The 19,821-nt window shown below is 67.4% G+C and carries 19 protein-coding genes; 12 read left to right on the forward strand and 7 right to left on the reverse strand.

Annotated features, from left to right (window positions below; genetic code table 11):
- Positions 1-27 precede the first annotated feature (27 nt).
- Complete coding sequence (locus tag HALXA_RS09385; protein ID WP_013880104.1) at positions 28-1,182, reverse strand: acyl-CoA dehydrogenase family protein; 1,155 nt, start codon at positions 1,180-1,182, stop codon at positions 28-30.
- Positions 1,183-1,302: 120 nt separating this feature from the next.
- Here HALXA_RS09385 and HALXA_RS09390 point away from each other — a divergent pair, with 120 nt between their 5' ends.
- Positions 1,303-1,971: a bacterio-opsin activator domain-containing protein gene (locus HALXA_RS09390; protein ID WP_013880105.1), complete on the forward strand. Its 669-nt coding sequence runs from the start codon at positions 1,303-1,305 to the stop codon at positions 1,969-1,971.
- Between the two features lie 55 nt (positions 1,972-2,026).
- On the forward strand, positions 2,027-3,349 hold the full coding sequence (locus HALXA_RS09395; RefSeq protein ID WP_013880106.1) for a sensor histidine kinase: 1,323 nt from the start codon (positions 2,027-2,029) through the stop codon (positions 3,347-3,349).
- Positions 3,350-3,361: 12 nt separating this feature from the next.
- On the opposite strand, the gene HALXA_RS09400 is transcribed toward HALXA_RS09395, so the two are convergent.
- The 3 genes from HALXA_RS09400 to nikR form a co-directional block, all read right to left on the reverse strand.
- Positions 3,362-3,808: a hypothetical protein gene (locus tag HALXA_RS09400; RefSeq protein WP_013880107.1), complete on the reverse strand. Its 447-nt coding sequence runs from the start codon at positions 3,806-3,808 to the stop codon at positions 3,362-3,364.
- Between the two features lie 145 nt (positions 3,809-3,953).
- Positions 3,954-4,331: a cupin domain-containing protein gene (locus HALXA_RS09405; protein ID WP_013880108.1), complete on the reverse strand. Its 378-nt coding sequence runs from the start codon at positions 4,329-4,331 to the stop codon at positions 3,954-3,956.
- A 94-nt stretch (positions 4,332-4,425) separates the two neighbouring features.
- Entirely contained in the window at positions 4,426-4,854 is a 429-nt protein-coding gene (nikR, locus tag HALXA_RS09410) for a nickel-responsive transcriptional regulator NikR (RefSeq protein WP_013880109.1), read from the reverse strand.
- Positions 4,855-4,989: 135 nt separating this feature from the next.
- On the opposite strand from nikR, the gene HALXA_RS09415 reads away from it, so the two are divergent.
- Both HALXA_RS09415 and HALXA_RS09420 read left to right on the forward strand, forming a co-directional pair.
- Positions 4,990-5,781, forward strand: coding sequence for a creatininase family protein (locus HALXA_RS09415; RefSeq protein ID WP_013880110.1), 792 nt, complete (start codon positions 4,990-4,992; stop codon positions 5,779-5,781).
- Between the two features lie 539 nt (positions 5,782-6,320).
- Positions 6,321-7,127 (forward strand): mechanosensitive ion channel family protein, encoded by an 807-nt coding sequence (locus tag HALXA_RS09420; protein ID WP_013880111.1) that lies wholly within the window; start codon positions 6,321-6,323, stop codon positions 7,125-7,127.
- 48 nt (positions 7,128-7,175) lie between these two features.
- On the opposite strand, the gene HALXA_RS09425 is transcribed toward HALXA_RS09420, so the two are convergent.
- On the reverse strand, positions 7,176-7,583 hold the full coding sequence (locus tag HALXA_RS09425; protein ID WP_013880112.1) for a hypothetical protein: 408 nt from the start codon (positions 7,581-7,583) through the stop codon (positions 7,176-7,178).
- Between the two features lie 232 nt (positions 7,584-7,815).
- Between HALXA_RS09425 and HALXA_RS09430 the strand changes: the two genes are divergently transcribed.
- The 3 genes from HALXA_RS09430 to HALXA_RS09440 all read left to right on the forward strand — a co-directional run bounded on the left by HALXA_RS09430 (position 7,816) and on the right by HALXA_RS09440 (position 11,895).
- A complete protein-coding gene (locus HALXA_RS09430) occupies positions 7,816-8,262 on the forward strand; it encodes a hypothetical protein (RefSeq protein WP_013880113.1) in 447 nt (148 codons plus the stop codon).
- A gap of 126 nt (positions 8,263-8,388) precedes the next feature.
- Positions 8,389-11,337 (forward strand): PAS domain-containing protein, encoded by a 2,949-nt coding sequence (locus HALXA_RS09435; RefSeq protein WP_013880114.1) that lies wholly within the window; start codon positions 8,389-8,391, stop codon positions 11,335-11,337.
- Between the two features lie 105 nt (positions 11,338-11,442).
- Positions 11,443-11,895, forward strand: coding sequence for a hypothetical protein (locus tag HALXA_RS09440; RefSeq protein ID WP_049895273.1), 453 nt, complete (start codon positions 11,443-11,445; stop codon positions 11,893-11,895).
- Here HALXA_RS09440 and HALXA_RS09445 read toward each other — a convergent pair.
- The gene (locus HALXA_RS09445) at positions 11,880-12,557 is read right to left on the reverse strand and encodes an O-methyltransferase (protein ID WP_013880116.1); all 678 of its coding nucleotides are present in this window, start codon (positions 12,555-12,557) and stop codon (positions 11,880-11,882) included. The genes HALXA_RS09440 and HALXA_RS09445 overlap by 16 nt on opposite strands.
- Before the next feature lie 174 nt (positions 12,558-12,731).
- Here HALXA_RS09445 and HALXA_RS09450 point away from each other — a divergent pair, with 174 nt between their 5' ends.
- The 3 genes from HALXA_RS09450 to HALXA_RS09460 all read left to right on the forward strand — a co-directional run bounded on the left by HALXA_RS09450 (position 12,732) and on the right by HALXA_RS09460 (position 16,026).
- Positions 12,732-13,235 carry a dCTP deaminase gene (locus HALXA_RS09450; protein WP_013880117.1) on the forward strand — a complete coding sequence of 168 codons (504 nt, stop codon included), beginning with the start codon at positions 12,732-12,734 and terminating at the stop codon, positions 13,233-13,235.
- Between the two features lie 164 nt (positions 13,236-13,399).
- Positions 13,400-14,377: an ROK family protein gene (locus HALXA_RS09455; RefSeq protein WP_013880118.1), complete on the forward strand. Its 978-nt coding sequence runs from the start codon at positions 13,400-13,402 to the stop codon at positions 14,375-14,377.
- 92 nt (positions 14,378-14,469) lie between these two features.
- A complete protein-coding gene (locus HALXA_RS09460) occupies positions 14,470-16,026 on the forward strand; it encodes an LVIVD repeat-containing protein (protein WP_013880119.1) in 1,557 nt (518 codons plus the stop codon).
- A 43-nt stretch (positions 16,027-16,069) separates the two neighbouring features.
- Here the strand turns inward: HALXA_RS09460 and HALXA_RS09465 are convergent, their stop codons facing one another.
- Positions 16,070-16,501, reverse strand: a complete 432-nt coding sequence (locus tag HALXA_RS09465; protein ID WP_013880120.1) for a PPOX class F420-dependent oxidoreductase — start codon at positions 16,499-16,501, stop codon at positions 16,070-16,072.
- 153 nt (positions 16,502-16,654) lie between these two features.
- Here HALXA_RS09465 and leuS point away from each other — a divergent pair, with 153 nt between their 5' ends.
- Positions 16,655-19,303 carry a leucine--tRNA ligase gene (gene leuS, locus HALXA_RS09470; RefSeq protein WP_013880121.1) on the forward strand — a complete coding sequence of 883 codons (2,649 nt, stop codon included), beginning with the start codon at positions 16,655-16,657 and terminating at the stop codon, positions 19,301-19,303.
- Between the two features lie 195 nt (positions 19,304-19,498).
- Positions 19,499-19,795, forward strand: a complete 297-nt coding sequence (locus HALXA_RS09475; RefSeq protein WP_013880122.1) for a HalOD1 output domain-containing protein — start codon at positions 19,499-19,501, stop codon at positions 19,793-19,795.
- Positions 19,796-19,821: the final 26 nt, after the last annotated feature.

The following is a 19,821-nucleotide window of genomic DNA, read 5'->3' on the forward strand; positions in this document are numbered from 1 at the left end:
CGAGTCACCGTCCGTCTCGCACCGTCGCTACTGCGGCGACTGTCTGTAGATCAGGTTCCGCTGGATCTCGTTCGCCCCCTCGTAGATGACCGGGACCCGCGCGTCGCGGTAGACGCGGGCGATGCGTCGCTCGTCCAGCACCGAGCGACCGCCGTGGAACTGCATCCCCTGTTCGGCGACGTCGACGGCGGCCTCGGTCGCTTTCGTCTTCGCGAGCGCCGCCCAGTAACCGGCGTGGTCGTCGTTCGCGACCTTCTCGCAGGCGCGCCAGGTGAGCGTCCGGGCGCTCTCGAACTCGAGGAGCATGTCGGCGAGGCCGTGCTGGACGGCCTGGAACTCGTTGATCGTCCGGCCGAACTCCTCGCGGTCGTGGGTGAACGCCCAGGCCTCCTCGATGGCGGCGGCGGCCATGCCGAGGCCGTGGCCCGCGACGGCGACGCGGCCGTGGTTGAAGAAGTCCGAGATCATCCAGAAGCCCGCGCCTTCGGTGCCGATCAGGTTCTCCTCGGGGATGCGGCAGTCGTCGAACGTGATGTGGGCCTGCTTCGAGGCGCGCATCGCCATCTTCTCGGGGATGTGCTCGGCCTCGTAGCCGTCGGTGTCGGTCGGGACGATAAACAGCGAGTGGTTGTTGTAGCGGTTGTCCTCGTCGTCGTCGGTGCGGGCGTAGACGGTGACCCAGTCGGCCTCGACGCCGTTGCCGATCCAGTATTTCTCGCCGTTGATAACCCACTCGTCGCCCTCTTTCTCCGCGCGGGTCTCCATCCCCGCGAGGTCGCTGCCGGTGTCGGGTTCGGAGACGGCAAGCCCCGAGAGCTGCTCGCCCTCGGCGACCGGCCGAATGTACTCCTCGCACTGCTCGTCGGAGCCGTACTCGTAGGTGAGCTCGCAGCCGAAACTCGCGAGTTGGAGCGTGAGGGCGATGCCGGCGTCCGCGCGGTAGAACTCTTCGGTGAGCGCGAGCAACTGCGGGAGGTCGAAGCCCCGACCGCCCCACTCCTCGGGGATGTCCTGCGCGACGAGGCCGGCCTCCTGACCGGCCTCGAGGATATCGTGCGGGTACTCGCCGGACTGGAAGTACTCCTGGGCGTTGGGTTCGATGTGCTCTCGGGCGAACTCGCGGGCTTCCTGTTTGACGTCGCGGGCGTGCTCCGGGACGATGCTGTCGTCGAGCAGATCCATGCCTCGTCAGTCGATTGCAACCCGAATATAGCCGGTGGTTTCTGTTCGCAGGCGAACACGACTCGGCGCTGACGTCGGGGGAGGTGACAGGACTTTACGGCCGGCCCGTTTCCGGTCGGTATGGCGACTGAAGCGACATTTACGGTGCCGGCCGACGAATTTCCGCTGGGGAGCGTGTTCGAGCAATTGCCGGACGTGACGGTCGAACTCGAGCGGATCATTCCGGCCCGCGACGTGGTGGTACCCTACTTCTGGGTTCGCGGCACCCCCGTCGACGACATCGAGAGCGCGTTTGCCGACCATCCGGGCGTTACGGACATCCGACTCGTCGATTCGGTCGCGGACGAGTACCTGTTGCGCGTCGAGTGGACGACGGAATACGAGGGCGTGTTGAGCGTACTGACCGAGACGAAGGTGCCGCTGGTCAAAGCCGTCGGCACGAACCGACGGTGGACGTTCGACGTCCGCGGGGACGTCCGCAGTGATATCGCCGCGTTTCAGCGCCGCTGCCAGGAGTTGGACATTCCGATCACGCTGACGAAACTGCACGCGCTCACGCCGATCAAGACGGAGACCGGGCGGGCGCTCACCGGCCCGCAGCAGGAGGCGCTCGTCCTCGCCTACGAGCGGGGCTACTTCAACTCGCCGCGGGACGTCACGATGGCGGAACTGGGCGACGAGCTCGGCATCTCCCAACAGGCCGTCGCGTCCCGTCTCCGGCGCGGCGTCGATCAGATTCTCGAGGGAACGCTCTCGGAGTTGGAGCCGTCGTCACGGAAGACTACTTAAATAAGTTGTATACTAAAAAGCGAGCCTGAACAGCGACGCGCCGGATAGAGGGAGTATGAGTTCCGAGTTCGACGCGGCGTTCACGGCGTCCGAGAGCGAGCGGCGCTACTGGTACCGCGTCGTTCCCGCGCTGGGCGTGCTGATCCTCGTCAGTGCGATCGCCAAAGCGACGGTAACGCTCGCCGATAACGGACTCCTGCTGGAGGCCGCCCTCGATCTCGTGTTGCTCGGGTCGCTGGGGCTCGTCACGCTCTACATCGGGCTCTGGCTGCCGAACACGTCGATCCGGCCCGCGTTCTACCCGCGCATCGTCGCGTGGGTCGGCGGCGGCATCGGCGTGATGGGAATCGTGCTCGCGCTCCGGGTCCTCCACCCCGGCGTCACCGTGCAGTTCACGTTCGGTACCCAGGCGGTGTTGCTGGCAATCGGCTCGATCGCGGGACTGGGCATCGGCGTCCACGAAGCGCAGGCGCTCATCCGCGCCGAAGCCCTCGCCGCCCGAAACGAGGAGTTGAAACGCACCGAACGCCGCCTCGAGGAGGCCGTCGCGCAACTGGAGGCGTCGAACGAGCAACTCGAACAGTTCGCCTACGCAGCGAGCCACGACCTGCAGGAGCCGCTCCGAATGGTGACGAGCTACCTCCAGCTCATCGAGGACCGGTACGGGGACGAACTCGACGAGGACTGTACGGAGTTCATCGCGTACGCCGTCGACGGCGCCGACCGCATGGACGCGATGATCGACGGCTTGCTCGAGTACTCGCGGGTGGATACGCAGGGCGGCTCGTTCGAGCCCGTCGATCTGGACGCGGTGCTCGAGGACGTCTGCACGGACCTCCAGTTCATGATCGAAGAGAGCGACGGGACGATCACGCGGGAGTCGTTGCCCACCGTCGAGGGCGACGAGCGACAGTTGCGGCAGGTGTTCCAGAATCTGCTGTCGAACGCGATCGAGTATTCGGGCGACGAACCTCCGCGCGTACACGTGTCCGCGGAGCGGTCGGCGGAGCGCGCGGCGGAAGCGGAAGGAGAGAGCGGGGGCGAGAGCAGGGGCACGGGTGCGGCGTGGACGATTTCGGTCCGCGACGAGGGGATCGGCATCGACCCCGACGACGCCGACCGGGTGTTCGGCGTCTTCCAGCGCTTACACTCGATGAACGAACACGCCGGCTCGGGGATCGGCCTCGCGCTCTGCGAGCGGATCGTCGAGCGCCACGGCGGCGAGATCTGGGTCGACACGGAACCGGGTGAAGGATCGACGTTTCGGTTCACGCTCCCGTCCCGTGGCGACGCGTCGGCCGCGTCCGCTCCCGACGTCGCGACTCGAGCGAACGAATCGAAGGCGCGGCCGGAGCGGAGCGATCGGCGCGACGACTAGCGGGTAGCCCCGTCACCGCAGCGCGCGGAGTAGTTCGTCCTCGTTCGCGGCCGCGTCGGCGTGGTGATCCAGCCGCCAGATGTCCCAGATTACGTCGCAGACGATGTGCACGTACAGTACCGCTCCAGTCAGGATCGCGAGCGGAACGCTGGCGAGCGCCAGGAGCGAGACGAGAATTCCGGCGAGCAACAAATGGCTCAGGAGCCGCGAGAGGACGCCGACGTCGCCGCGGCCGAATATTCGGTCCTGATCGGCGACGGCCGCAGTCGGATTCGAGAGGCAGAACCGAACGGCGTCCCACGACCCCGTCTTGAACCGCGCGATGAGGAAGTGATCGAGGTCGATGAAGACGCCGAGGGCGACCGCGTAGGCGACGATGAGGGCGGCGGGGACGGAAACGCCGGCGACCTCGATCGGCGGGAGGACATACGCGAGTGCGCCGGCGACGACGAGCGACACGACTGCGTGGTGTTTCGAGTAAATCGAGACTCACCTGCGTTCGACGACGACGGCGAGTCACTAAATCGTCCCGCCGGCCTCTCGATATCGGCGAGCGGCGGAGCCGCTTTCGGCTACCGGGCGAGTCGGACCCCTCGAGCGCACCTCACCCGGCGAAACCCGAAAGCAGCCACTCGCCGCCGTCGCTATCCTCCTCGCCGATGCTCGGGGCGCTCACGAGCACGAAGGCGCTTTCCTCGTCGCCGTTGCGGATCTGGCGCGTCGACTCCGGCGGGATCCAGAGCGCGTCGCCGGTCTCCATCGACACCTCCTCGTCGTCGACGACGACCGTCGCCTCGCCCTCGATGAGGACGTAGACCTCCTCGTGGTCGTTGTCGGTGTGGTCGTGGGGTTTGCTGTTCCACCCCGGATCGCAGCGCGCGACCGTCACGCCGACCTGCTCGGTCTCGAGCGGATCGGACAGAAAGTGCATCGCGCTCGAGACCTGCTCGACGTCTTCGTAGTTGACTTTCCGGTAGGACATACCGCGGTATTCGTGGGGGATCCAGTAAAACTAGGTGTTCGGCCGCATTCTGCCGGCTACCCGCTCGAGTGAGGGACGACCGTCGCCGGTACCGTTATCCGTCCTGTGCGATCGGATCGAAGCCGTCGACCGGCGTCACCGAGTAGTCGATCGTCAGCGCGTCCTGGGTCGCGCGGATCTTCCCGACGAACGTCGAGATGTCCTCGAGTTCGCCCTCGAGGACGAACAGTTCCATGCAGTGGTGGTCGCCGACGTGGCTGTGGAAGTTCGAAGCCACGAGGTCTTCGTGCTCGTGGCGCAGGTGCATCATTCGCTCCTCGACGCTGGTCGTCTCGTAGTCGAAGAGGACGGTGACGATCCCCATCAGGTCTCGATCCTCGAGTCGGGTGTCCTCGAACTCGCCGAGCAAGTTTCGGGAAGCCTCGCGGACGACCTCGCTGCGGCCGGTGTAGCCGTGCTCGTCGGCGAACTGGTCGAGTCGCTCGAGGAGTTCGTCGGGCATCGAGACGCTTACGACTGCCATATAATAACTCGGCGCCGTTCGAATATTAATATTTGCTATCGAGGGCGACGCGCCGTCCTCGAGGAATCGACTCGCAGCGGTTGCGCCCGCCGGACGGGCACATAACGTTTTCCGACTCCGGCGAGAGGGGCGATTATGTACCTCGCGAACCGGGCCTGGCCCGACCTCGCCGATTACGTCGCCGACGAGTCGCTGGCGGTCGTCCCCCTGGGGTCGACCGAGCAACACGGACCACACCTGCCCGAAGGCACGGATCACATGATCGCTGAGGCGCTCGCCCGCGAGGCGACGGAGCGGACCGGCTTCCTCTGTACGCCGCCGATTCCGATCGGCGTCAGTTCTCACCACCGCCAGTTCCACGGCACGATGTGGGTCGACGCGCCGGTCTTCCGGGACTACGTCGAGAGCCTCTCGAGAAACCTCACGTACCACGGCATCGACCGGATCGTCTACGTCAACGCCCACGGCGGCAACGTCGCGCACCTCCGCGAGGTCGGCCGCCGCCTGCACGAGGACGGCACCGCCTACGCCGTCGAGTGGATGTGGGACGAGTCGATCCCCGACCTGATCGAGGAGGTCTTCGAGACGCCGGGCCCCCACGGCGGTCCCAAGGAGACCGCAATGATCATGCACATCGCGAACGAACTCGTCCACGAAGACCGCCTCGAGGAGGCCCGCGACGGCGGCGTCGTCTTCGATTACGACGACGAACGGGTCCACGGCGCGACGACGTTCTACGACGCGATCGAGAACAGCCCGAACGGCGTTTTCGGCGACCAGACCGACGCGATGCCCGAGGTCGGCGAGCGGCTCTTCGAGGCCGCGACCGACCAGCTCGTGGCGCTGCTCGAGTGGCTCGACGAACAGCCGCTCGAGGACCTGCTACCCGAGCCCCACGTGGAGCCTCGTCCGGATCCCGATCGGTAGCTCCCCGATCGACGGAATCGGTCCGATCGCCCAATCCGGGATTACTGGGACGGGCGAGATCGATCAGTTATCGACGATCATTGGTTCGCGGATAGGTGGTTCGTGCTATCCGCAGACGAGTTTTCGCCGACCCGGCGATCGACTCGGAAATTCGCTGCGAGCGCGGGGACGGATTCGATCGATCGACGAGAACCGTTGCGGCGTCCTCCGAGCGCCGATCATGAATGAAACTCGGTACCAACGTCCCAGCGGTGCGCCCGAACGCTGCCGGTGGAATCGCGTGGAACACCGACCGATTTGCACGAGTCGAACCAACACACCGTTATCGCACGACTGCGGGACGGTCGGTGCGCGCTCGCTGTCGATTCGAACGAACCGACGGTTCGAAATCGATATCGATCCGTCACGGTCCGCTCGAGTCGCAATTCGGGGTAACGGACACTTCAATTGACGCTCGCTCGCCGCCCAACTTCTATTGATTTCACTACATTTCGATAGGCACTCAATTACGAAACGCCGTGGGCGCCAAGGATTGAGACATGGTACAGCCACAACCCGCCCAACAGGCACAGGTCCCCGACTGGCTGCAGGAGCCGGCCGCAGAGCTCATCACGTTCCTGCCGCGTCTGGTCGGCGCGCTGGTAATCCTCTTCGTCGGCTGGATCGTCGGCCGGCTCGCCGGTCGCGCCGTCCGACGGCTCGCCGACGGAATCGAACTCGACAGGATGGTCCTCGAGACGCCGCTGGGACGCATCATGGGCGGCACGGAGCAAGCCGTCTCGAGCGCGTTCGGCTCGCTCGCGAAGTGGTTCGTCTACGGTCTCGCCATCCTGGCGGCCGCAAACGCCCTCGCGATCCAGCTGCTGTCGGAGTGGGTTTCGACGGCGATGTCGTACCTGCCGGCGTTCATCGCCGGACTGCTCGTCATCGTCATCGGATTCGTCGTCGCGGACTTCATCGGCGACGTGATCGAGCGGACGCGCGCGGCGGCCGAGACCGTCTACGCGAGTTGGTTCGCCAACGGCGCGCGGATGTTCCTCTACTTCACGGCGATCGTCATCGGTCTCGACACGATGGGGATCGACGTCAACATCCTCTACGTCTTCGCGCGAGCGCTGGCGTGGGGCCTCGCCGCGGCTGTCGCCATCGGCGCCGGCGTCGCGTTCGGCTGGGGCGGCAAGGACTACGTCTCGAACAACATCGATCAGTGGATGGGACGCACCTCGAGCGTCGCACCGGACGAGGAGACCGGCGGCTCATCGCCCGATCGTGACCGTTCCAGCAGTCCGTCCTCCCGCACGGACCGCGAGCCCGGCGCGGGTCCCGGTCCGAGCGACGACGACTGATCCGCGCGACGACCGCCGTCGCCGCCTTTTTTCTCGCGCTCGTTCCCGTCACTCCGCGGTCGCCCGGACCCGCGGCGCGTCGTCCGTCCGATTCCGCGGAAAGAGCGGCTTGACCGGGACGACGACGTAGGACTTGACGAGCCGGCCGTCGAACCGCCGCCACTTCTCGAGGCGCGCCACCGAGTGGGTCTCGTCGTAACACGACTCGAGGCGCTCGAGCGCGGACTCGAAGGCGTCGCCGTCGAACTGCGCGGCGGAGACGGGATCGCTGACCGCCGCGACGCCCCGGGTCCGCGCGTAGACGTCCAGGCGTCCTTCGAAGGCGTACTCCAGTCGTTCGATACAGTCGTGGATCTCGCCGAACGACCGATCCTCGGTCGGCAGCGAGACGTACGCTCGATAGCCGTCGGGTTCCCCGCGGACGTGTCGCTTCCAGAGTCGCGTTAGGAACTGCACGGCTCACCCCCCGCGGACCGCCGTCGAGGGGCGTCCGCTGCATCCGTATCGAACGGTCGATTCGCCCGTCCCGGCCGTGACCTGGCCCTCATTCGTTCTCACGTTCGACTCGTCGGCGCCGGTAATACGTTCTTTGTTGTCGGCCGCGCTCGAGCGACGGTCGTCCGCGGGGACCTCGAGCGCGAGCGATTCGCGAGAGTTTTGTCCAACGACTCGCTACCGGTCTGCAGCGATGACTCGATCGATTTCGGCACCTCCCTCGGCGTTGCTCGTCGGTTCCGTGGCGATCGCCGCCGCCGGCGTCGCGGTTAATACGGGCTTGAACTCGCCGTACCGACTGGTCCCCGCCCTCCTGTTACTGAGCCTGGGAGTCGCGGGCGTCACCGACGCCGCACGCGAGTACGGCGTCGACCGACTCCGCACCGCGGCGACGCGGTGGTGGACGGTCGCGTTCGTCGCCTTCCTGCCGTACGCGCTGGCGGCGGCCCCGGAAAGCGCCGCCGCCGCGGCCGCCGGCGACGCGTTCGCCGGGCCGATCGTCGGCCTCGCGCTCGAGTCGATCGTCGGCGCGCTGGTCTGCTGTGCGATCGCCCTGACGGTGCTGTACGGCTTCGCGCGCTACGGCATCCATCCCGGACGGCCGTCGCCCGAAGAACGTCTCCTCGCCGACGACGAGTAGCACGGGCCAACCGCGAGTCGGAGCGGAGGCTCGAGGGTACCGTCGGCCGCCGACGGGTTTAGTCGTCAACGTCGGCTCGGTACCCCCGTCGCTGGACTTATGCGTCCATGCGGCTTTTCACGGCTAATGAGCGACCGGGCACCGTCGACGAAACCGACACCGACGTTCTGGGCGGACGGCAGCGAGAACCCGGGCAGTCAGTACTACCGGGCCCTCGTCGACGCCGTCGACGGCGGCGTTTTCCAGCTGGACGCCGCGAACCGGCTGGTCGCGGTCGACGACGCGCTCCTTGAGTTGACCGGCCACGACCGGGACGCCGTCCTCGACGAACCGGTCTCCGTGCTGCTCGAGACGGACGCTGTCCCCCGCCTCGAGCGCCGCGTGCGGGCACGGACCGACGACCGCGCGCCCGAAAGCGAAAACGAAACCGCCGGCGCCGATGCCGATCGGCGTCGAAACGCCGGCACCGGCGCGGACGGGAAGTCCGTCGCAACCCTCGAGCTCGATCTCCGGACCGTCGACGGCGCGTCCGTTCCCTGCGAAGTTCGGCTCAACGTGTTCCGGGTCGATGAAGGCGACTCGGACTCGCAATCCGAGAGCGAGCGGCGAGACGGGAACGCGAACGAAACCGGGCGTCGCCGGCGCGCAGTTATCGGGATCGTCCGCGAGCGGGACGAACCGGGTGAGGAGTCCGACGGCGTCGAATACCGACACGACGACGCGCAGGAGCACGCAGCGACGACGCCCGTCCTGGCCGACGCTGATCCGGGCTCGCTCGCGCCCGTCCTGGACGAGGCCGACGTCGGCATCTTCGTCCTCGACGCCGACCGCCGGGTCGCGTGGGCCAACGAGACGATCGAACGGTACTTCGGCCTCGAGCGCGCGGCGGTCCTCGGCCGGGACAAGCACCGAGTGATCGAGGAATCGATCCAGCACCGAACCGCGGATCCCGAGGGGTTTCGCGACACCGTCCTCTCGACCTACGACGACGGGACCGACCGCGAGCGATTCGAGTGTCGCGTGACCGCCGGCGACGAGCGCGACGAGCGCTGGCTCGAGCACCGCAGCCGGCCGATCGAGTCCGGTCCGTACGCCGGCGGGCGGATCGAATGCTACTACGACGTGACCGACCGCCACCGCCGCATCGACCAGTTGCGACGGCTGAACGCGGCCGTCCGCGACTGGCTCGAGGCGGATTCGAACGAGGAGGCTGCCGAACGGGCCTGCCGAAGTCTGCGGGAGACGCTCGGCCTCGAGATCAACGGCGTCTTCACCTACGATTCCGAGCGGGACGCGCTCCGGCCGGTTCGACAGTCCGAACCGGCGGCGACCCTGTTCGAGGAGCCGCCGACGTTCGAGCGCGGAGAGGGCATCGCCTGGCGCGCGTTCGAATCCGGCGAGCCCGAACTGTCCGGCGACGTCAGATCGGACCCTGACGTCTACAATCCCGAAACGCCGATTCGAAGCGAACTCGTCCTCCCGGTCGGCGACTACGGCGTCGTTATCGCCGGCTCGCGACGACCGGACGCGTTCGACGAGGGGACGCTGTCGATCGCGGAGATCGCCGCGTCGAGCCTCGAGACGGCGTTCGACCGGATCGAAACCGAGCGCCGACTACAGCGGCGCAAGCACGACCTCGAGACGGAGTTGAGCGAGATCCTCGGCCGGGTCTCCGACGGCTTCTACGCGCTCGACGAGGAGTGGCGGTTCACGCACGTCAACGAGCGCGCCGAGGAACTGCTGGGCTACCCGCGCGAGGAACTCGTCGGCGAGGTCGTCTGGGACGTCTTCCCCGGCGGCACCCGGTCGGAGCTCATCGACCGGTACCACGAGGCGATGGAAACCCAGCGATCGATCTCGTGGGAGCGCTACTCCGGCTCGCTCGAGATCTGGATGGAGATCCAGATCTACCCCTCCGAGACCGGGCTCTCGGTGTACTTCCGAGACATCACCGAGCGACGGGAACGTCAGCGCAAACTCGAGGAGCGCGAGCAGCGCTACCGGACGCTCGCAGAGAACTTCCCGAACGGCGTCGTCACGCTGTACGACGAGGACCTGCGGTACACGCTGGTCGACGGCAAGGGCTTCGAGGACCTGCCGCAGTCGGCGACGGACCTCGAGGGGCGCCGGCCGTCCGACGTTTTCCCGACGCCGGTCGGCGCCGAACTCGAGGAGCTGTTCGAGCGGAGTTTCGACGGCGAGCGACTCGTCCGGAAGATCGAGTACGAGGGGCAGGTGTGGCGCGTGCAGGCGGCGACGATCACCGACGAGGACGGCGACGTCCTCTCCGGGATGGCGATCGCCCAGGACGTCACCGAGCGCAAGGAGTACGAGCGCCGGCTCGAGGCCTCGAACGAGCGCTTAGAGCAGTTCGCCTACGCCGCCTCCCACGACCTGCAGGAGCCCCTGCGGATGGTCACGAGCTACCTGCAACTGCTCGAGCGTCGCTACGCCGACGATCTCGACGACGACGCCGCGGAGTTCATCGACTACGCGGTCGACGGCGCCGAGCGCATGCGCGAGATGATCGACGGCTTGCTCGAGTACTCCCGGATCGAAACCCAGGGCGAACCGCTCGAGCCGGTCGACCTGAACGGGGTGCTCGCGGACGTGCGCCAGGATCTCGAGCTCCGGATCGAGGAGAGCGACGCCGAAATCGTCGCCGAGTCGCTACCCCGCGTTCGCGGCGACGCCGGCCAGTTGCGGCAGGTGTTCCAGAACCTGCTGTCGAACGCGATCGAGTACAGCGGCGAGGGGGCGCCGACGATAGAGATCTCGGCGAGCCGCGAGGGAACGATGTGGGAGATCTCGGTCGCGGACGAGGGGATCGGCATCGACCCGGAGCAGACGGATCGGGTCTTCGAGGTGTTCCAGCGGCTCCACAGCCGCGAGGAACACGCCGGTACCGGGATCGGTCTGACGCTGTGCAAGCGGATCGTCGAGCGCCACGACGGCGAGATCCGGATCGATTCGACCCCCGGCGAGGGGACGACGGTGTCGGTGACGCTCCCGGTCGTGGCCGGAGACAGTCAAGAGGCTGAAAGCGGGAGCAAGTGCGAGACCGAGACCGAGTGAGGCGGCACCGTCGGCGCCACGGTGCGCTACCCGGCCGAACTCGCCGGCGACGATGGGCGCCACCAACAGCTATATATCCGGTCGGCTATACGTGCCAGCAAAGCAGTGTCCGACGTGATCCACGCGTACGCCCGTTCGGATCGGCTCCTGCTCGCCGCCTCGTTCGCCTGCTTCGCCGTCGCCGGCCTCGCGACCGCGGCCGCCGACGCGACGGGCGCGACCATCGGGGCGACCGCCCTCGCGGTCGTCGCCGTCTACGGCCTCGCACAGTACGCGAACCGGGTGACGCGACGGACCCTCGCGCACCTGTCGCTGGCCCTCTGGATCGGCTTTCTCGGGGTCGCGGGACTCCACGCCGTCGGCCTCGAGACGGTCGGCGCTGCCGTGCCGGGTCCGAGCGGGACCGTCGTCCAGTCGCTGACCGCCGTCACGTGGGCAACCTTCCTGACCGCCTCTACGGCGACCGCGTTCCTCGGCTTCCGCGAGTACGGCGCCTCGCAGACCCACGCCACCGAGGACTACCTCGAGAGCGACACCTCGGATTACTCGACGCGGTAACTCACCGCGATTCCCTCCCCCAGGGGGAGGACGACGGTCTCGAAGGCCGGATCGGATTTGACCCGCTCGAGGTAGTCGACGATGCCCCGCGTCGACTCGTCGAGTTCGGTTTTGTCGACGTCTTCGTCACCCTCGAGCGCGGCGAGCAGGTCGTCGAACACGATCGGCCCCGCGGTGATCGCGTTGTCCGCGACGACGACGCCGCCGACGGGGACCTTCTCGCGGACGGCTTCGAACGCCTCGAGGTAACGGTGTTTCTGGTGGTCGATCAGCACGGTCTCGAAGGGGCCGTCGTAGTTCTCGATCGTCTCGAGCGCGTCGCCGAGTTCGTAGCGGGCGACGTCGTCGTAGCCGCCCCGGGAGAGGTAGTCGCGGGCCAGCTCGAGTTCGTTCTCGTCGACCTCGGTGAGGACGATCTCGCCGTCGTCGGGCAGGGCCTCGGCGAACCAGTAGGCGGAGTAGCCGTAGCCGGAGCCGAACTCGAAGATGCGCTCGGCGTCGCTCGCGCGGGCGACGAACCGGAGGAATACGCCGACCTCGGGCCCGACGTGCGGGAAGCCCTGCGACCGGGCGTAGTCGTCCATCTCGGCGAGCGTCTCGTCGGGGCTCGGTCCGACGGCGCGAACGAAGCGTTCGATCTCGTCGCTGAGTACGTCGACCATACGCGGGTCTACGGCGAGGAGCATATAGAGGTCCGGGACGCTGCCGTCTTTGCAGCCTCCGGCGTCCCGCGGTGCGGTTACCGCGACTCGAGTCGAACGCAGTTCGCGAGTCGAAGCCGCCAGCGCCGATCGACAGCATCCTTTTTGGCGCTCGCAACCGTCTGTACGACCGACATGTCCGCCGAAAATGCGACCCAGAACCCGCTCGCCGAGTTCGTCGACAACCTGGTGTACGAGCCGGTACAGGTCCACGAGCACGGCGTCGACCTGACGGCCGGCGCCGTCTACGAAGTCGCCGCGCCGGGGCGGATCGACTTCGGCGGCGACGAGCTCGAGGACGCCGATCTCGAGCCCGTCGACACCGAACCCCGCGACCCGGACGACGAGTACGGCTGGTGGACCCTCGAGGGCGACCAGTACGTGGTCCAACTCAACGAGTTCCTGACGGATCCGGAGGTGCCGCTGTTGCTCCAGCCCCGAAACGAGTTGCTGGCACGCGGCGGCTCCCATCCCTCGGTGCGCGTGGACTCGCACCTGCCGCTGCTGCCGCTGTCGGTCGCCGACGGCGGCCTCGAGCTGAAGGAGAACGCGCGCATCTCGACGCTGGTTTCGCTGGCTCCTGTCGGTGACGACGGCTCCGGCGGGGACGTCGCGGATCCGGCAGACCGCATCGAGTGAGCGGCACCGTCGCGATCCGCGATCGAGGACTGGCCTGACGTACACGATGCGCTTTTGGGCCACATAACCGGAGTAGTGAGCCCGTATCGCGTGCGAATACTACTCGTTCGCGAGTACAATATGTGTAGTTAAGTAGGCCGGTGAGTTGTTCCTAGGTACACAGCATGGTCTACTACGCGGGCGTCGACCTCGGGGCGACGAACGTGCGGGCGGCCGTCGCCGAGGGCGACGGGACGACGATCGGCGTCAGCCGGAACGCCACGCCGCGCGGCCCCACGGGCATCGACGTGACGGAGGGAGTCCTCCGGACGCTGCGGGAAGCCTGCACCGACGCCGGGATCGAACCGGATCAGATCGTCTCGGCGGGGATCGGCTCGATCGGCCCCTTCGACCTCGCGGAGGGAGCGGTGATCGATCCGGCCAACCTGCCGGACTCGATCGACCGGATTCCGCTGACCGGCCCCATCGAGAAACTGATCGACAGCGACGAGGTCTACCTCCACAACGACACCGCCGCGGGCGTCATCGGCGAGCGGTTCCACGCCGACCGCAACCCCGACGACATGGTCTACATCACCGTCTCCTCGGGGATCGGCGCCGGCGTCTGCTGCGACGGCGACATCCTGGCCGGCTGGGACGGCAACGCCGGCGAGGTCGGCCACTGCATCGTCGACCCGCGCGGGCGGCTCACCTGCGGTTGCGGCCACGACGGCCACTGGGAGGCGTACTGTTCCGGGAACGGGATCCCGGACTACGTCCGACTACTCGCTGAAGACGACCCGACGATTTCGACCGACCTACCCCTCGACGACCCTGATTTTACCGCGAAAGACGTCTTCGAACTCGCCGGCGAGGACGAACTGGCCGACTACGCGATCGACCAACTGGCCCACTGGAACGCGATGGGTGTAGCGAACGTCGTCCACTCCTTCGCCCCGATCGTCGTCTCCTTCGGCGGCGCCGTCGCGCTCAACAACGAGGAACTGGTCGTAAAGCCGATCCGCGAGCGCGTCTCGGAGATGGTGATGAGCAACGTCCCCGAGATCCGCGTGACCGATCTCGGCGACGACGTCGTTCTCGAGGGGGCGCTCGCGAGCGCGATGACCGAGGGAACCGGCGACCGGCGGCGGTTCCAGGGGTAACTGCGGGCGACGATCGGACGGCCGCGCCCGAGCAACGTCGGCCACCGAACCGACGACCGACGTTATTTGTCGCCGGGAATCGAACGGCGAGTATGCGCCGACGAGCCCTCCTTCGCGCCGGAAGCCTGAGCGCGGCCGCGCTGGCCGCACCCGGGATCGCCGCCGGCCGAGCGCGAGTTGCGCCGATGCAAGACGGAGACGCCTACGAGCCCCTCGCACGCCTGCCGATCGACAACGCCGCCGAGGTCGTGGTCGGCGACGGCGGCGAAACGGCCTACGTCGCCGCGACGACCGGCTTCGTCACCGTCGACGTCAGCGATCCCGGCGAACCCGAAATCCTCGCCGAGGAACGGCGACTCTCGTTCGACGACGCGAGCGCGAACGAACTCCTCGATCTCGAGGTCGACGGCGACCGCATGGTCGTCGCCGGCCCGGCGAACCCGTCCGCGGACACGTTCTTCCACGGCTTCGCCGTCTACGACGTGAGCGATCCAAGCGAGCCCGAACTGCTCGATACGTACGAAACCGGCGCACACATCCACAACTGCTACCTCGAGGGCGACTACTGCTATATCGTCGGGAACGGACAGGAAGCGAATCCGCTCGTCATCTACGACGTCGCCGACGGCATCGAGGAGGTCGGCCGCTGGTCGCTGCTCGAGCGCGAACCCGACTGGGGGGACGTGTACTGGCTCGCGCGGTACTTACACGACGTCTACGTACAGGAGGGGATCGCGTACCTCTCCCACTGGGACGCCGGCACCTATCTGGTCGACGTGAGCGACCCTGCCGAGCCCGAGTTCATCTCCCGGGTTCAGCAGGAGAGCCTCGAGGAACAACTCGATCGCGAGGCCGAGAGCGGAAACAACGGACAGGTCGGCTTGCCGGGGAACGACCACTACGCCGCGGTCGACGAGACCGGCGATCTGCTGGCGGTCGGCCGCGAGGCGTGGGCGACGGGAAGCGGCGAGCCCGACCGCCCCGGCGGCATCGACCTCTACGACGTGAGCGATCCCGCGGAGCCGACCCATCGGGCGACGATCGACGCGCCGCGGGCGGTCAACGAGCAGTACCGCGGCGGGCTCTGGACGACCGCACACAACTTCGAACTCCGGAACGGCAGGCTCTACTCGGCCTGGTACCAAGGCGGCGTGAAGATCCACGACGTGAGCGATCCCGCCGCACCCGAGGAGATCGCCTCGTGGCGCGACCCCGCCGAGGCCGGGTTCTGGACGGCGCGCGTCCTCGAGCCCGAGGACGAAGACGCGGAGACGTTCGTCGCGACCAGTACGCCGCTGATCCCGAACTCGCCGACGACGGGCGCGCTCTACACGTTCCCGATCGAGGCCGGCGAGCAGGCCGATCCGCCGTCATTGACCGATCCCGAGGACCTCGAGTTCGACGTCCAGACGCCGACGGAAGACAACGAGACCAACGAATCGACGACCGGCGGGCCGAGTGGTCCGAGTGCTGACGGTACCGGTAACGGAACGTCGACCGATGGGACCAACAGTTCCAACGCGACCGACGACACCGCTGACGAGAGCGACGATTCGATTCCCGGATTCACCGCCGGACTCGGTCTCGCCGGCGGCGCCGGGGCGGTCGCGCTCGAGTGGCTGCGTCGCCGAGACGACGACCGAGACTGACGCAGCACGTCCGGCGGCCGACGTACCGACTACCTGCGGTTCCTTACTCGTACTCGCGGCCGCGGGTGACGACGTGCTCGGCGGGAATCCGAACGATGACGCGCGACTCGTCTTCTTCGTCGTGGTGCGGGTACTCCTCGACGTCGAGGTACTGGCGGGCCAGTTCGTCGATGTGTTCGTCGGCGCCCTCCTCGGTGAGTTCCGCGCGGCCGCGAACGGAGACGTAGCGGTAGGGATCGTCGGGATCGACGACCGAGATCGAGACCCTCGAGTCCGATCGAATGTTCCGCTCCTTAGTGCGACCGCGAAGCGTGTTGAACAGCACGGCCTCCCCGTCGTCGTGGTCGACCCACACGGGACTGCTGTGGGGGTGACCGTCCGATCCGAGTGTCGCGACGTGGCCGAACGATTCCGTCTCGAGGATGTCCAGATACGGGTCGGGTATCCGTCCGCTGTGGGTTTCGAAGGCTCCCATCGTCGGTACCGAACCGCGGGATCGGGTTCGGACTTTCGATGTAGCCGATCGCGTCCGGCATCGCCGCCCCTCGAGCCGATCGGCCCTCCCGGCGGCCGAACAATGATATAGCGGGCGCGCCCAGTGGGAGACAACGGAACGGACCCCACGCCAATGACGAGTCACTACGATCACGCGCAGGTGCAGGAGTTCTGGCAGTACGTCTGGGAGCGCGACGACGTCTACGAGCTCGACGAGGACGCCGCGGATCCGACCTACGTCCTCGGAATGTTCCCCTACACGTCGGGGACGCTCCACATGGGCCACGTCCGCAACTACGCGATCACGGACGCCTACGCCCGCTACCGACGAATGCAGGGCGACGACGTCCTCCACCCGATGGGGTGGGACGCGTTCGGCCTCCCCGCCGAAAACGCCGCCTACGAGCGGGCGAGCGATCCCGAGTCGTGGACCCAGGCCTGCATTCGACGGATGCGCGAGGAACTCGAGACGATGGGCTTCGGCTACGATTGGTCGCGGGAGATTACCACCTGCGAGCCCGAGTACTACCAATGGAACCAGTGGCTCTTCAAGCGGTTCTACGAGGAGGGGCTGGTCGAGTACGAGGCGGCGTCGGTCAACTGGTGTCCGGACTGTGAGACGGTGTTGGCGGACGCCCAAGTTGCAGAGCAGGAAACCGGCGACCGCGTCTGCTGGCGCTGCGAAACCCCCGTGGGCCGCCGCGAACTCGACCAGTGGTTCTTCACGATCACCGACTACGCCGACGAGCTCTACGAGGGACTAGACGACCTCGAGGGCTGGCCCGACGGCGTTCGCGAGATCCAGCGCAACTGGATCGGCCGGCAGGAGGGGGTTCGAATCACGTTCGACGTGCAGCGGGGGGAGACGACCGATGCCGTCGACGTGTTCAGTACCCGCCCCGACACCATCTACGGCGCGACCTACCTCGCGGTGTCGCCGGGCCACGAACTGGCGCGCGACCTCGCCGACGCGGACGAGGACGTCGCGGAGTACGTCGAACGCGTCCGTGAGCAGGATCCCGACGAGGTCGGCTTCTCGGGCGTCGAAACCGACGCGACGGCGGTCCACCCGCTGACCGGCGAGGAGTTGCCGGTCTACGTCGCCGGCTACGTCTTGGAGGACGTCGGCACCGGCGCGGTGATGGGCGTCCCCGCGCACAACGAGCGCGACCACGCGTTCGCCCGCGAGCACGACCTGCCGATCGAGGGCGTGATCGCGCCGACGGACGCCACCCGCGAGGTCGACCTCGAGAGCGAACCCTACACCGGCGAGGGAATCCTCGAGGACAGCGGCGACTACTCGGGACTCGAGAGCGAGACCGCCCGCGAGCGCCTCGTGGCCGACCACGACGCGCTCGAGGAGGACGTCACCTACCGCCTGCGCGACTGGCTGATCTCCCGGCAGCGCTACTGGGGGACGCCGATCCCGGTCGTCCACTGCGACGACTGCGGCCCCGTGCTGGTGCCCGACGAGGACCTGCCCGTCGAACTGCCGGAGTTCGTCCGCACGACGGGGAACCCGCTCGAGGAACACGATTCGTTCCGCGAGACGGAGTGCCCCGAGTGCGGCGGGCCGGCGCGCCGCGAGACGGACACGATGGACACCTTCGTCGACTCCTCGTGGTACTACCTGCGGTTCCTCTCGCCCGACTACGACGACGGACCGTTCGACACCGAGCGGGCCGAGGAATGGATGCCGATCGACGTCTACGTCGGCGGCGACGAACACGCCGTGCTCCACCTGCTGTACATCCGGTTTTTCGCCCGGGCGCTGTCGGATCTCGGCCTGTTGGACTGCCGGGAGCCCGTCGAGGAACTCGTCAGCCAGGGGACGGTGCTGTACGACGGCGAGAAGATGTCCAGTTCGAAGGGGAACTCCGTCACGCCCCGGGAGTACGGCGCGGAGACCACGCGGCTGTTCGTCCTCTCGGCGGCCCACCCCGAACAGGACTTCGAGTGGACCGCGAACAACGTTCGGGGCGCCTACGACCTCCAGCAGGACCTCTACTCGATGGCGACCGCGTTCGTCGAGGACGGCGACACCCGCCTCGAGCGCCGCCCCCACGACGAGTACCTCGCTCGAGAGATCGATCGGACGATCGCGGCGGTCACGGAGGAGTACGAGCGGTTCCGCTTCCACCGCGCCGCGACAGAGATCCGGGAACTCGCGCAACTGCTCCGGCGCTACCGCGAGTACGACCGGCCGCACGACGAGACCTACCGCCGCGGGCTGCTGACCTTGGCGGCGCTGATCGCGCCGATGGCGCCCCACCTCGGCGAGGAGTGCTGGAACAAGCTCCGTGGCGAAGGGCTGGTCGTCGAGGCCGACTGGCCCGAACCCGAGCGTGAGGTCGACGACTACCGCCGCGAGCGTCGGCTGGTTGAACGCACCCTCGAGGACGTTCGCGACATCGTCGACGTCGCGGCGATCGACGAACCCGAGCGGATCGAACTGGTCGTCGCGGAGGAGTGGAAGTACCGCGCGGCCGACCACCTCCGCGAACGGGAGGAAAGCGACGCCGACCTCGAAAGCGTCCTCGAGGCCGTCGACGCCGACGTCGACCGCGACGCGGTCGCGACCTTCCTCGCGGAGCGGGCCGATCGGACGGGCCGGGGAACCGAACCGGCGCTCGAGGCCGACCGCGAGCGGAACCTGCTCGAGCGCGCCGCGTGGCTCGTGACCGACGAGTTCGGCGCCGACGTCACGGTTCGGCGGGCGACCGGCGACGACGAGTTGGCGACGAAGGCCCGACCCGGAAAGCCGGCGATCCGCATCACCTAACAGCCGCTGTTTTTGTCTGCTTTCTAGTACGATCGTGTAGGGAGCAACTTTTCTAAATAGTCCCTCATTCGAAAACAGTGGCGTGAGCGGGCTTTCCCGCTTACCTTCGATATCGAAGGTAAACGGATCGTACGTGTCAGGGGGTCGACCTCGGAAGGACAGCTTTATTCGATCGGACTGGGAATTGGGTCGTATATGAAGGGTGGCGGCGATAGTGTTGACGGGACGGTTCGCAAAACGCCGAGTCGTGCGGTCGTCGAAGCTGTCGCGGACGCTGAAGGGGTGTCGCCGACCGAACTGCGGCCACCCGAGTACGAGCCGTTACACGCGGCGGTCGACCCGGAAGCGCTCGATTCGCTGTTCGCCGACCGGGCCGACGGCTCGCCGCGATCGCACGGTTCCACCTCGTTTCACTACTGCGGTTACCGCGTCACCGTCGGCGCCGACGGCTCGGTCTCCCTCGAGTCGCTCGAGGACGACGACTCCGAGTGACGAGACCGGCGTCGGGCCGCCGTCGG

The sequence above is a fragment of the Halopiger xanaduensis SH-6 genome (assembly GCF_000217715.1).
Lineage (GTDB): Archaea > Halobacteriota > Halobacteria > Halobacteriales > Natrialbaceae > Halopiger > Halopiger xanaduensis.

Excerpts from the sequence above, each read along its gene's own strand:
- HALXA_RS09385 (WP_013880104.1), bottom strand. The coding sequence starts at position 1,182 with ATGGATCTGCTCGACGACAGCATCGTCCCGGAGCACGCCCGCGACGTC.
- HALXA_RS09390 (WP_013880105.1), top strand. The coding sequence starts at position 1,303 with ATGGCGACTGAAGCGACATTTACGGTGCCGGCCGACGAATTTCCGCTG.
- HALXA_RS09395 (WP_013880106.1), top strand. The coding sequence starts at position 2,027 with ATGAGTTCCGAGTTCGACGCGGCGTTCACGGCGTCCGAGAGCGAGCGG.
- HALXA_RS09405 (WP_013880108.1), bottom strand. The coding sequence starts at position 4,331 with ATGTCCTACCGGAAAGTCAACTACGAAGACGTCGAGCAGGTCTCGAGC.
- nikR (WP_013880109.1), bottom strand. The coding sequence starts at position 4,854 with ATGGCAGTCGTAAGCGTCTCGATGCCCGACGAACTCCTCGAGCGACTC.
- HALXA_RS09415 (WP_013880110.1), top strand. The coding sequence starts at position 4,990 with ATGTACCTCGCGAACCGGGCCTGGCCCGACCTCGCCGATTACGTCGCC.
- HALXA_RS09420 (WP_013880111.1), top strand. The coding sequence starts at position 6,321 with ATGGTACAGCCACAACCCGCCCAACAGGCACAGGTCCCCGACTGGCTG.
- HALXA_RS09430 (WP_013880113.1), top strand. The coding sequence starts at position 7,816 with ATGACTCGATCGATTTCGGCACCTCCCTCGGCGTTGCTCGTCGGTTCC.
- HALXA_RS09435 (WP_013880114.1), top strand. The coding sequence starts at position 8,389 with ATGAGCGACCGGGCACCGTCGACGAAACCGACACCGACGTTCTGGGCG.
- HALXA_RS09445 (WP_013880116.1), bottom strand. The coding sequence starts at position 12,557 with ATGGTCGACGTACTCAGCGACGAGATCGAACGCTTCGTTCGCGCCGTC.
- HALXA_RS09450 (WP_013880117.1), top strand. The coding sequence starts at position 12,732 with ATGTCCGCCGAAAATGCGACCCAGAACCCGCTCGCCGAGTTCGTCGAC.
- HALXA_RS09455 (WP_013880118.1), top strand. The coding sequence starts at position 13,400 with ATGGTCTACTACGCGGGCGTCGACCTCGGGGCGACGAACGTGCGGGCG.
- HALXA_RS09460 (WP_013880119.1), top strand. The coding sequence starts at position 14,470 with ATGCGCCGACGAGCCCTCCTTCGCGCCGGAAGCCTGAGCGCGGCCGCG.
- HALXA_RS09465 (WP_013880120.1), bottom strand. The coding sequence starts at position 16,501 with ATGGGAGCCTTCGAAACCCACAGCGGACGGATACCCGACCCGTATCTG.
- leuS (WP_013880121.1), top strand. The coding sequence starts at position 16,655 with ATGACGAGTCACTACGATCACGCGCAGGTGCAGGAGTTCTGGCAGTAC.
- HALXA_RS09475 (WP_013880122.1), top strand. The coding sequence starts at position 19,499 with ATGAAGGGTGGCGGCGATAGTGTTGACGGGACGGTTCGCAAAACGCCG.